General features: G+C 60.6%; 13 protein-coding genes. 9 read left to right on the top strand and 4 right to left on the bottom strand.

The genetic code is table 11. The annotated features are described in order from the left end of the window. The first annotated feature begins 108 nt into the window (after nucleotides 1-108). On the top strand, nucleotides 109-1779 hold the full coding sequence (locus ACZ0A4_RS27550; RefSeq protein ID WP_463577102.1) for a ShlB/FhaC/HecB family hemolysin secretion/activation protein: 1671 nt from the start codon (nucleotides 109-111) through the stop codon (nucleotides 1777-1779). A 608-nt stretch (nucleotides 1780-2387) separates the two neighbouring features. On the opposite strand, the gene ACZ0A4_RS27545 is transcribed toward ACZ0A4_RS27550, so the two are convergent. From ACZ0A4_RS27545 to ACZ0A4_RS27535, 3 genes are all read right to left on the bottom strand, one after another. Continuing rightward, nucleotides 2388-2795: a response regulator gene (locus ACZ0A4_RS27545; protein WP_093430277.1), complete on the bottom strand. Its 408-nt coding sequence runs from the start codon at nucleotides 2793-2795 to the stop codon at nucleotides 2388-2390. Nucleotides 2796-2867: 72 nt separating this feature from the next. Continuing rightward, entirely contained in the window at nucleotides 2868-3083 is a 216-nt protein-coding gene (locus ACZ0A4_RS27540; protein WP_123596029.1) for a Flp family type IVb pilin, read from the bottom strand. Between the two features lie 18 nt (nucleotides 3084-3101). Then, on the bottom strand, nucleotides 3102-3311 hold the full coding sequence (locus ACZ0A4_RS27535) for a Flp family type IVb pilin (protein ID WP_108227240.1): 210 nt from the start codon (nucleotides 3309-3311) through the stop codon (nucleotides 3102-3104). Between the two features lie 331 nt (nucleotides 3312-3642). Between ACZ0A4_RS27535 and cpaB the strand changes: the two genes are divergently transcribed. From cpaB to ACZ0A4_RS27495, 8 genes are read left to right on the top strand one after another with little or no spacing between them, the layout of a single operon-like run. Next, nucleotides 3643-4584, top strand: a complete 942-nt coding sequence (gene cpaB / locus ACZ0A4_RS27530) for a Flp pilus assembly protein CpaB (RefSeq protein WP_463577098.1) — start codon at nucleotides 3643-3645, stop codon at nucleotides 4582-4584. 20 nt (nucleotides 4585-4604) lie between these two features. Continuing rightward, entirely contained in the window at nucleotides 4605-5822 is a 1218-nt protein-coding gene (locus ACZ0A4_RS27525) for a type II and III secretion system protein family protein (protein WP_463577097.1), read from the top strand. After that, entirely contained in the window at nucleotides 5819-7009 is a 1191-nt protein-coding gene (locus tag ACZ0A4_RS27520; RefSeq protein WP_463577095.1) for a pilus assembly protein, read from the top strand. The genes ACZ0A4_RS27525 and ACZ0A4_RS27520 overlap by 4 nt, the downstream gene beginning before the upstream one ends. Beyond that, nucleotides 7006-8274 carry a CpaF family protein gene (locus ACZ0A4_RS27515; RefSeq protein ID WP_463577094.1) on the top strand — a complete coding sequence of 423 codons (1269 nt, stop codon included), beginning with the start codon at nucleotides 7006-7008 and terminating at the stop codon, nucleotides 8272-8274. The genes ACZ0A4_RS27520 and ACZ0A4_RS27515 overlap by 4 nt, the downstream gene beginning before the upstream one ends. 18 nt (nucleotides 8275-8292) lie before the next feature. After that, nucleotides 8293-9177, top strand: coding sequence for a type II secretion system F family protein (locus ACZ0A4_RS27510; protein ID WP_463577092.1), 885 nt, complete (start codon nucleotides 8293-8295; stop codon nucleotides 9175-9177). A gap of 1 nt (nucleotide 9178) precedes the next feature. Next, a complete protein-coding gene (locus ACZ0A4_RS27505; protein ID WP_463577090.1) occupies nucleotides 9179-10063 on the top strand; it encodes a type II secretion system F family protein in 885 nt (294 codons plus the stop codon). 22 nt (nucleotides 10064-10085) lie between these two features. Then, nucleotides 10086-10808 (top strand): hypothetical protein, encoded by a 723-nt coding sequence (locus ACZ0A4_RS27500; protein ID WP_463577088.1) that lies wholly within the window; start codon nucleotides 10086-10088, stop codon nucleotides 10806-10808. A gap of 10 nt (nucleotides 10809-10818) precedes the next feature. Beyond that, a complete protein-coding gene (locus ACZ0A4_RS27495) occupies nucleotides 10819-11091 on the top strand; it encodes a DUF3613 domain-containing protein (RefSeq protein WP_463577086.1) in 273 nt (90 codons plus the stop codon). 118 nt (nucleotides 11092-11209) lie between these two features. Here the strand turns inward: ACZ0A4_RS27495 and ACZ0A4_RS27490 are convergent, their stop codons facing one another. Continuing rightward, nucleotides 11210-11572 (bottom strand): DUF6124 family protein, encoded by a 363-nt coding sequence (locus ACZ0A4_RS27490; protein WP_463577084.1) that lies wholly within the window; start codon nucleotides 11570-11572, stop codon nucleotides 11210-11212. Between the last annotated feature and the right edge of the window lie 479 nt (nucleotides 11573-12051).

The raw sequence follows: 12051 nt of genomic DNA, 5'->3' as shown, positions 1-12051 counted from the left end.
CACCTACAGCGCCTACGCTTGGTTGAGGGCGGAAGATTCCCACGAATCTTCCGCCTTTTTTCTTAGGAGAAATCAGCCCTGCGCTGTGATCTGACCATGGAGTGTCCTATGCGCGTAATGGCATCCCTGCTGTTCCTCAGTCTCAGTTCCGCCGCCCTCGCCGACACCCTGCCGAGCTTTCTCAACAGCAATGAAACCATCCGCAACCTGCCGGTGCCGAACTTGCCGGCGGACGCCTATCGACCGAGTGCCACACCGGTGCAAGTGCCGGACGCCGGTGCAGCCGCCGCGCAGCCCCTGTTGATGGACACCAAAATCAATCTGCAAACCGTGCAGATCGAAGGCGGAACCCTCTACCCGCTCAACGAACTCGCTGAAATCTACAAGCCCCTGATCGGCCGCCAAAGCAACCTCGCCGAGCTGATCGAAGCCACCCGCAGCATCACCCGGCGCTATCAGCAGGACGGTTATCTGCTGTCCTACGCGTTCTTGCCGCAGCAAAATTTCAATGACGGCGTAGCGCGCGTGGTACTGGTGGAAGGCTACGTACGCGACGTCCAGATCCAGGGCGATGTTGGCCGGGTCAAAAACCTGCTCGACAAACTGGCGGCGAAAATCCAGGCCGAACGGCCGCTGACCCGCAAGACCTTCGAGCGCTACACCACCCTGATGACGCGTATTCCCGGCGTGACGATCCAGGCCCAGGTACCACCGCCCGGTACCACCGACGGCGCGACAACGCTGGTCGCCCAGGCCAGTCGCAAACCCTTTACCAGCACGCTAAGCACCACCGAAGACAACCGCAACGGCACCCAGGCCTTGCTCGGCGTCAGCAGCAACTCGCAAACATCGATGGGTGAGCAACTGACGCTCAGTGGCCTGTTTCCACCTGGTGACGATCACGAACATTACTACCGCCTCGACTACAACCAGTTCGTCAATGACGAGGGCGCGCAACTGGCCTTGTCGGCTTCACGCTACCGCGCCGACCCCGGCACCAATGTGCTGCTCGACAATGGCCTGCAACTCAAACCGCACCGCGAAAACGATCGCTACTCCATCGGCATCACGCTGCCGCTGATTGCCGCCTCCAACGAACTGCTGACCGCCGGATCAAGGCTTTACGCGGTCAACGACAAGACCCGCTACAACGTGATCGGCTTCCCGCTGAGTGTTGAAGAACGCACCGACATCCGCGCCCTCGCCTTCGAGAGCGACTGGCGCAAGGCCGACGCCCGGCAACTCCGAATCCTCAGCGGCGGCGTGTACCAAGGCCTCGACAGCATGGGCGCGAAAACCAACAACGACGCCATCGACCTGGACTTCTTTCGGGTGCGGCTGTCTGGCGTACAGAGCGACAAGTTCTTCGACAACTGGCAAGGCGTGCTGTCCGCCGCGCTGTACTGGAGTGACGACACCCTGCCCGACAGCGAACGCGCGGTTTTCGGCGGGCAGAATTTCGGTCGCGGCTATCCCGACGATCAAGCGTCCGGCGACAAGGGCTGGGGTGTGGCGTACGAGGTCAACTACAGCTTCAACCGCGACGGCAACTGGGTGCGCATCCTGCAACCGTATGTCGTGCTCGATCGCTCGCGCAGTTGGTTCAACGAATTGCCGGTGCGGGCCAACAATCTGTCATCGGCGGCAATAGGGCTGCGCTTTGGCGATGCCAAGTACTACAACATCGCGCTGGAGGCGGCGAAGGCGATGTCGGATGAAGCGCTGGACACCTTCAATCGCAAGCCCCGGTACAGCATCAGTTTCAGTTATCAGTTGTAAGCTGAAACGCCAAGGAGGCTTCGGCAACGGCGGGTGGAATGTACAACCGGCAGAAATGGGTCGGCTTGCAGGCCGCCTTCGCTAGCAGGCTAGCTCCCACAGTTGAATTAGGTGCATCCAGAGAGAAATGGGTCGGCTGTCAGGCCGCCTTCGCGAACAAGCTCGCTCCCACAATTGAACTGGTGCATACAGAGAGAAATGGGTCGGTTAGCCCACCTCGCACCGCGTCGCTTCTCACCACTCAACAGGATGAGCGTTAGCTCGGCTGCAGCTCTTGATCTTGATCCACGGGCGACGTCGGAAGGCTGAGCGGAGGGGTTGATCCGGGGGTGGGAGCGCAGCGACCGTTTGGCGCAGCCAAACACAGCGAGAGGAGGTGCAGCGAAGCAAACCGTAGGCGCTGCGCCCGGATCGATCCCGGAGCGAAGGAACCCCGAGCTTTAGCGAGTGGGCCGCACGTAGGAGCAAGCCTTTTTGGGTACTTTTTCGGCGTCTGGAAAAAGTGCCTCGCCGTAAGGGCGAAACCGCCAGCCGCAACACCCAAAAAAACGGATATTCACCAAAAACACCCCAAAGCACGGTCGGCCCAAAGGCCGCCGAGTTCAACCTCAGCCAACCTGAACCTTAGGCTTGGGAAACAGATTATCCAGAGTCTCCAACAACCTGACGTAATAAATCGGCTTGCGAAACAGGTCCACCACCTGCAACCGCAACAAATCACTGACATCCTCCATATCCGCATGCCCCGACATCACAATCACCGGCAAATGCTGCCGAGAGGTATGTTCACGCAAGCGCTTGATCAACGACATCCCGGACTCCTCCGGCATACGCAAATCAGTAATCACCAACGCAATATCGGGATGGCGCGTCAGATGATGCAACGCCAGCTTCACCGACGTCGCCGTATGACAGACAAACCCCTCACCCTCCAGCAACTCCGCCAGCTCCAGCAACGCGTCCTCTTCATCGTCAACCAGAAGCAACTGTTGGCGCGGCAGCGAGGAAGCAGTCATGGGCAATCCCTGAAAACTGAAAGTGAACCCGAGTGTAGCCCGACATTCGCCGGGCATTGAGCTTCGTTCAGCTCAGGGCGACGGTGCAGGCGTGGTCGACACGGCCGTTCCGCCCAGCGCTACCAGCAGGTTATTGAACATGACCAGCACACGGCCACCCACCGGCGTGACGAACACGATGACGACCACCGCTACCATCGCTACCACAATCGCATACTCGATGGCCGATGCTGCGTCTTCGTTGGCCAGGAAACTGCGGGCACGAATCATCAGGTACTCAAAGAGCATCGCAGTTCTCCTCAGTGGTCAAGGCCGGGTCACGGCAGTGCCGCCCAGTCCGGTCAGGATGTTGTTGAAGTAAAACAGCACCCGATTACCCAGCGGGGTGACGAATGCCACAACCACCACAGCCACCATCGCCACCACGATCGCGTACTCAATAGCCGAAGCAGCCTCCTCGTTTCTGCACAACAGACGGACTCGGGCCATCAAATAATCAACAATCATCTGGAACATACATCCACTCCTTCGCGCCTCTGGCGCCGATGTCGCATTACAGCGGCAAGGTTCCACCGTGCCATTTGAGCATTGTCAACAAAGCCCCACCCAACAACTGTAAGAACGGATTAATCACAAAGGATTAATCACATCGCGAAGTTGCCGATTGCTGCTGTTAATTGGCCAAGACTCATACTTTAGTGGGTTATTTTCCTGTCACTAATGGCGTTTTGGCTCGGATCAGCTAGCGTGGAAATAGCGAAATAGTTGCATGTTCATAGCTGCCGGATTGGGAACTTCTCTCGTAAGCAAGTGCGGTGGGTAGTGCAGCAGGAAAGGGAGAGCCGTCATGAACAGTCGCGTCACCATGGGCCTTGCAGCCGTACTTTTACTGGGAGCCATATTTGTCGGCTATTGGGGCCTGGTCCTCAGCCGTCAGCCGGCACCCGTCGTCGAAGCCCCGGTTGCCACAGCCGTCACCGTTGAAAAAACTGTCGCGATCGCCGAAGACCAGACTCGCCAACCGGTGGTGGTGTTGCTGCACGATGTACCGCCGTTCACCGCGCTGACGGCAGCCGATGTCGCGGTGGAAAAACTGCGCAGCGCACCGGCCGGCAGCTTGAGCAACGTCGATCAGGCCGTCGGCCGCACGCCCTGGCGGCACCTCAGCGCCGGCACTTGGCTGAACGATGAAAGCTTCACTGCCGGCGGCTCACTGGCACGCATGATTCACAGTGATGAACGCGCCCTCACCGTGGCCGTCGACGAAGTGATCGGCGCGGCCGGACAACTGATCCCCGGCGATTACGTCGATGTGCTGCTGTATCTGCGCCAGGACACCAGCAATCTCGAACAGTCGGCGCAGATCGTCGTCCCGGCCATGCGCGTGCTCGGGGTTGGCGATCAATATGGACTGACCAACGACGGCCAACCGGCCTCGCCGGCCCTGAGCACCGAGGAAAAACTCAAACAGGATCAACGCCGCATCGCCGCGCGCACCGTGGTGCTGGCGGTGCCGGAACAACTGCTCAGCCGACTGATGCTGGCAACGCAAGTCGGCACCTTGCGTCTGGCCGTACGCAGCAGCGACGAACAACGTCTGGCCAAATACTGGGCCGGCGAAACTCAGGCGCCGGCACATCTGAACACCGCCAACAGCCAACTCTTCCAGTTCACCCAACTGGCCTTGGGTGCCGGACCGAAAGCGCCTACTGGCGGTGGTTCCGGCGCAGCCCCGAGGCCTGCCGTGGAAATCATTCGCGGCAATCAGATCACCCAACAAAACCCATGACTGCGCAAGGATCCAAGGGCATGCAGAGTCGTTTCAGGCCGACATTCAAATCCATGCTGCGCGCCCTGCTACTGATGGGACTGTCGATGGACGCCGCATTGGCAGCACTCGGCAATTGTTCGGCACTGGGGCGCATGCCGCCGGTGATCGAAATCGGCGAAGGCTTCCAACAAGACGTGCAGTCGCCGGTGGCGATCACCCGTCTGGCGATTGGCGATCCGAAAATTGCCGACGTGCACGCCAACGGCAGTTCGTCCTTTTTGCTCACCGGTGTGGCGCCCGGGGCCACCAGCCTGATGGTCTGGACGTCGTGTTCAAGCGAGCCGCGCCAAAGCATGGTCTTTGTTCAAGGCGCCGCCACTGCCGCCATGACCGGCACCCTACCCTCGGATGACCCGAGCCTGCCGTCGCAAGTGCAGACCGACATCCGTTTCGTCGAAGTCAGCCGCACCAAACTCAAGGAAGCCACCGCCTCACTGATCGGCACGCGCGGCAACTTTCTGTTTGGTTCGCCCGGCACCCTGCCACCGATTGATGGTGTGCCGCAGCCCCGCCTGCCGGTGGACAACTCGCTGTTCAACTTCTCGTGGGTCGGCGGCAAGACCATGGCGATCATCAATGCGCTGGAGACCAGCGGCTTCGCCTATACCCTCGCGCGGCCAAGTCTGGTGGCACTGAACGGGCAGAGCGCAAGCTTTCTGGCCGGCGGAGAAATTCCGATTCCGGTGCCCAGTTCCGGCAGCGACAGCGTCTCGATCGAATACAAGGAATTCGGTATCCGCCTGACCCTGACACCGACCATCATCGGCCGCGATCGCATCGCCTTGAAGGTCGCTCCGGAAGTCAGTGAGCTGGACTTCAGCAACGCGGTGCAGATCGCCGGCACCACCGTGCCCGCCCTGACCATCCGCCGCACCGACACCAGCGTGTCGCTGGGCGATGGCGAAAGCTTCGTCATCAGCGGCTTGATCAGCACCACCAACAGTTCGCAAGTGAACAAGTTTCCCGGCCTCGGCGACATCCCGGTGCTCGGCGCCTTTTTCAAAGGCTCGCAGATCAAGCGCGAAGAACGCGAACTGTTGATGATCGTCACCCCGCATCTGGTCCAGCCACTGGCCGCCGATGCGCAGCTGCCGTCGCTACCGGGCGAAAAACTGCGCAATTACGATCCGAATTTCTACCGCATGTTCTTCCTTGAAAACGGCAACTTCGACAAGCGCAGCGGGTTATCGCAATGAGCCAGAGCCTGAGCCAGACCTTTCTCGCCATCACCCGCAACAGCACCGATCTGGAGTGGCTGCAAGGCGCGCTCGCACCGTTGGGCCAGGTGGTCAGCGCCGGTGGCGGCAGCCTCGACGAACTGCTCGCGCTGGTGGACGTGACCTTTGCCAATCTTGTGTTCGTCGGCCTTGATCGCGAGCACGTGGTCGCCCAAAGCGCGTTGATCGAAGGCGCGCTGGAGGCCAAACCGATGCTGGCGATCGTGGCCCTTGGTGACGGCATGGACAATCAGCTGGTGCTCAATGCCATGCGCGCCGGCGCCCGGGATTTTGTCGCCTACGGTTCGCGTTCCAGTGAAGTCGCCGGGCTGGTGCGGCGCTTGAGCAAACGCCTGCCGCCCGTGGCACCGAACACGCAACTGGGTGGCCTCACGGTGATGTATGGCGTGCAGAGCAGTTCCGACGGCGCACTGCTGGCCAATCACATGGCCTTGGTGGTGCAAAAGAGCGGTCAGCAGACCTTGTTGCTTGATCTCGGTTTGCCGCGCGGTGACAGCCTCGCCCTGCTCGGGCTTGAGAGTTCGTTTCACTTCGGCGATGCCTTGCGCCACTTGCGAAGGCTCGACGCCACGCTGATCGACAGCGCCTTCACCAGTGCCGAAGCCGGCCTGCGGATTCTCGCCTACGCCAGCAACGACGAGCCGCTGGAAAACACCAGCGCCGCCGAGCTGTACATGTTGCTCAGCGCCTTGCGCCAGCACTTCCAGCACATCGTCGTGAACCTCACCGGACAGACCGATAGCGAAGCATTGCGCACCTTTGTCAGCCACTGCGACAAGTTGCTCTGGTACACCGACCAGAACGTACTGAACTGCCGACGCAACCTCGCCGTGCTCAATCTGTGGCGGGAAAAAGGCATGAAGCTCGACCACGGACGCCTGCTGATCGACCGCTACCTGAGCAACGTCGCGCCCAATTCGGAAACCCTCGGCAAGACCTTCAACCTGGAAGTGATCGCCACGCTGGCCCTCACTCCAGAAGTGCGCCTCAACGCCAAAAATCAGGGCATAAGCCTGTTCGAACTGGCCCCGCGAGAAAAACTCACCCAGAGCCTGCGCGCCCTCGGCGAACGTCTGGCCAAACGTTCCGAAGGCCTGGCCAAGCCCAAAGTGACCTGGTTCGACCGTTTGCGAGGCACCTCATGAGCGCAGAAAAACTCTTCGGCGCGACACCCCGCAGTGGCGTCGGCAACAGCGATCACGAAGGCCTGAAACTGGTCCTGCATCGCTACATCATTGATGCCCTCGAAGAGTCCGGTAAAAACCTGCTGGAAGGTTCACGCCAGCAACTCGCGCAATTTGTCACCGACAAAGTCGCCGAGTACATCGCACGTTTGCACTTGGCAATTTCTCGCTACGAAATGGAGCGGCTGGCCGAAGAGATCGTCGACGAACTCACCGGTTTCGGCCCGCTGGAAGTGTTGCTGCGCGATCAGTCGGTGACCGAAATTCTGGTCAACGGCCCGCACCGGGTGTTCATCGAACGCGACGGTGTGCTGCACCAGAGTGACCTGCGGTTTATCGACGCGCATCACGTCGAACGCGTGATGCAGCGTATCCTCGCGCCACTCGGCCGGCGCCTCGACGAATCTTCGCCGATGGTCGATGCGCGCCTGCCGGATGGCAGCCGGGTCAACGCGATCATTCCGCCGATTGCCCTCGATGGCCCATGCCTGTCGATCCGTAAATTTCGCAAGGACATGCTCAAAAGCAGCGACCTGATGGCGATGCAAACCATCGACCTGTCGATCTTCGAGTTTTTTCAGGATGCGGTCGGCAAGCGCTGCAACATCCTGATCAGTGGCGGCACGGGCACCGGCAAAACCACGCTGCTGAATATTCTCAGCCAGTTGATCAACCCGCATGAACGTCTGGTGACCATCGAAGATGTCGCCGAATTGCAGCTCGGTCACCCGCACGTGGTGCGCCTGGAAACCCGCCCGCCGAATGCCGAAGGCCACGGTGAAGTGAAGGCCAGCGACCTGATCCGTAACGCCCTGCGGATGCGCCCCGACCGGATCATCCTCGGCGAGATTCGCGGCGTCGAAGTGGTCGACGTCCTCACCGCGATGAACACCGGTCACGACGGTTCGATGAGCACCGTGCACGCCAACAATGCGCAGGATGCCCTGCTGCGCCTGGAAACACTGGTCGGCCTGACGGGCCGTTCCATCGCCGAACGCACGCTGCGCCAGATGATCTGCGCCGCCCTCGACGTGATCATCCAGTTGACGCGCATGCCTGACGGGCGCCGCTGCGTCAGTGAGGTGGTGGAAGTGGTCGGTATTCGCGAAGATGTCTACGTCACCAACACCCTGTTCCGCCTCGACCGCCGCACGGGCTTCGGCTTCCTGCGCGAAGCCGTCAATCCGGCCGGCGACAAGCTGCGCCACGAGACGCATCTGGGCTGACGGCAAGGAGCACCGAGCATGCTGGGACCGATCATTCTCATCGTTATCTGCCTGATGTTGCTCGGGCTGTCGATTCGCCTGTTCCTGCAAGGTTTGCGCAAGACTGCCACGGAAAAAGTCCTCAACCGACTCGCCGCCGGACAACCGCAACTGGCGCCTGAAAAACCTGTGTGGGTCGGACTTGAACGCATGTTCCTGCGTGCCGGACTGGGCCGCCCGACCGAGCGTTTCGGCCTGTGGCTGAGCCTGTGGGCGCTGGCGATGTCGCTGGGTTATTTTCTCGCCGACTGGGTCGGCCTGCTGCTGATGATCTTCTTACCGCCACTGACGTTGCGGCTGTACATCGCCTTCCTTTACCAGCGCCGGATCAAGCGCATGATCGAGCAACTGCCGCAGTTGCTCGATCACACCGTGCGTAGCCTGAAGTCCGGGCGCACCCTGAGCGACGCGGTCATGGGCGGCATTGAAGCCAGCGAAGATCCGTTGAAAAAAGCCATGGGCCGGGTCCAGCGCAACGTGCAACTGGGGGTGAACCTGCCCGACGCGGTCAGCGATTTCGCCGAGCTGTATGAACAGGACGAACTGCGCATGTTCGCCCTCGGCCTCAAGGTCAACCACCGCTACGGCGGCAACGCCAGCGAGCTGCTGGAGAACCTGATCAAACTGATCCGCGAACGCGACCAGGGTGCGCGGCAACTGCGCGCGCTGACCGGCGAAACGCGCATGACCGCCTGGGTACTCGGTTCGTTGCCGTTGCTGCTGGTGAGTTACTTCATGCTGACCAACCCCGGCTACATGCTCGGGATGTGGAACGACGCGAGCGGGCAGCACATGCTGATCAGCGCCGCCGTGTTGCAAGTGTTCGGAAGCCTCGCGCTGTGGCGCATGTTACGGAGCGTCTGACATGGTCTACCTCGCCGCTCTCATGCTGCTGCTCGGCGCCCTGCTGCTGGTGGTCAATCACTTGCTGACCGAACGGCGTCGGGTGCGTCAGGTCAATCAGCGCTTGCAAGGGCATCTGGTGCGTGAAAACCGCTTCGGCAGTTGGCTACGCGCACTGGGCGGCAGTAAGTTCGGGCAACGCTCGGTGAGCATCGACAGCGAAACCCAGACCCTGCTCAACCGCATCGGCTGGCGCCGCTCCAGCGAACGGGCGCTGTACGCCGCCTGCCAGATCGGCACGCCGTTGCTGACGTTGGGTTTGGCGATTTTTCTGCAGGAGGTGTTTTTCCCGCAGGCTGACAACCGCTGGATCGTGCCGATGCTCGCCACCGGTGGCGGCTATCTGCTGCCCAAGCGTCTGCTGGCTTACGCAGCGACGCGGCGGCAGAAAACCATCGCCGTGGAGGTGTCGACGTTCATTCCACTGCTGCGCATCCTTTTCGAATCCGGCATGGCCGTCGAACAAGCCCTGCGCGTACTCAGTACTGAAGCGCAAAAATTGTTGCCGGAACTGACCAGCGAATTGCGCCTGATCCTGACCCGTGTCGACAGCGGCCTGGAGCTCGGCCAGGAGTTGAACAAAGCCGCGGTGATGCTCGCCGTCGACGAGTTCAGCGACACCTGTGTGATCCTCCAGCAACTGATTCAACAGGGCGGCGGCGCGATGAAATCGCTGCTGGCGCTCAAGCAACTGCTGGACGACCGGCGCCTGACCCGCTTGCAGGAATACATTTCGAAAATGTCGGCGAAGATGTCGGTGGTGATGATGCTGTTTCTGTTTCCGGCACTGCTGATCGTCCTCGCCGGCCCGGGCTTCACCGCGATAGCCCGGGCATTCGCAAACTGACCTTGCTCATGGAGAGCGTTTGATGAAAGTACTGATAGTCATGGCAAGTCTGTTGCTGCTCGGTGGTTGCGCCACCGACGGCCAGGCACCGTGGACAGCGCTGCTGTCGCCGAGCAGTTGCAGCAAAATGACTCAGGAGCAGGAACTGGCCCTGAACCTCGCGGACGACCTGGCCAGCGATGGCAAACTGCACGCCAGCCTGGCCAACCTGCAAAGCCTGCCGGACAACATCAGCGAAGTGCGCTTGCGTAAAGCCAAGGTCTACCGCCTGCTCGGCCGCAGCGAAGCCGAACCGTTGTACCGCGGCCTGCTCGGTGGCTGCCTGACCGCCGAAGCCGAACACGGCCTCGGCCAACTCTATGCCGCCCGCGGCGACAACGGCCAGGCCCAGGCTCACCTGCAACGCGCCGCCCGCCTCGCCCCCACCGACGAAAAAATCCGCAACGACCTCGGCGTGGTCTACCTCAACCAACTGCGCCTGAACGACGCCCGTTTCGAGTTCCTCACCGCCATCGAACTCAAGCAGAACAACCAACTGGCAACCCTGAACATGGTCACCCTGCTGCTGTACCAGAACGATTGGCCACAAGCCGCCGAAATCGTCAGCCGCGCGAAACTGACTCCGGAACAATTCACCGAAGCCCAGGAGCGCGCAGAAAAACTCAAAGCCCCGGTCAAAGCCAAACCGGCCACCAGCAATCAAGTGGCCGCCGTCGCTGACCCGTTGCCGTCATCGCTCAAATAAGGAGACAGCCATGCATCCCTTCAAAGGCCTGTGCTACCTGACCCTGCTCAGCCTGCCCCTCAGCGCCGCTGCCATCGACGCCGGCCCCGCCTCGGCGCAACAACAGGAAACCGAAGGCTGGCTGGTCCTGCAAAGCCGCAACAAAGCCGCCTCGCCCAAGCCACAAGCGGCAACTGCGACCGAACGGGATCTGGCGATGCAGCGCTGGCTGAAGAAGTACAAATATGAGATTCCGGATTTTTATGATCCGGATGCGGGTGGGAAGATCGAGACCAGGAATTAGTGATGTGGTGACCTTGCGGGCGCTTTCGCGAGCAGGCTCGCTCCCACCTTTTGAAATGCATTGCACCTGTGGGAGCCAGCCTGCTGGCGAAGAACGATGACGCGGTGTTTCAGCCGGTTCAGGTCTGCGGATCCACCCGATCCAGTGCCCGGTTTACTGCCAGTTCGGCGAGCATGATGATCTGCTGAATCGCCAGCGCGGTATTGCGCTCGGGCCGCCCCAGTTGATCGGCAAAGTTACCCGCCAGCGTATTGGCCGAAGCCAGGGATTCGCAGGCGTGAGCAAGCAGGCTTTCGCTATCGATTTTCGGATGGATGAGAAACATCGTGCTGGGCTGGCGGGGTTTTGCGGGTTCGGGGCAGAGATAGAAGTCCAGAGCGCGCTTGATGGCTTCTCGGTTTTTGGCGAGGTTGTCGACGCGGATGGCTTCTTCGAGCGGGGTGGTGGGTTCGGTGGGTGGGTCGGGGATCAGTTTGTCCATTGAAACAACTCCAAAGTCTTTGCCGCCACCCACTGCCATTCTCACGGGGCAATAGGTGGCAGCTGTATGCGGGGTGAGAATACCGGTTATGGACACCCGGCCAGACCGAAGTCTGCCCGCACACAGCCGCCATGACACATTGCAGACAGCAGACAAGCTAGCGGCGATTATGCGTGCACAGAAACTGGATGACCATAAATTGCCGGGTTCTCACACCCGATCGCTGAGTGTTCAGCGACAGCCAGAGACTAGAGAGCGCACGTCCGACGGACAACCTGAAAACCGTGTGGGAAGGTTCCGGTTATCTGCGACAAATTTAAACAGCCAAAAGGCAACCCTCACCCTAGCCCTCTCCCGGAGGGAGAGGGGACTGACCGCGTTGTCTGGGAGAGCTACGCCGACGGGAAATACCGAGTCGAATTCAGATTCTGAAACAGATCAAAAGCCCCTCACGCTAGCCCTCTCCCGGAGGGAGAGGG

The organism is Pseudomonas sp. AC172, from assembly GCF_979258595.1.
Note: the sequence above shows the minus strand (reverse complement) of the source record. Positions and strands in the feature narration are given on the sequence as shown.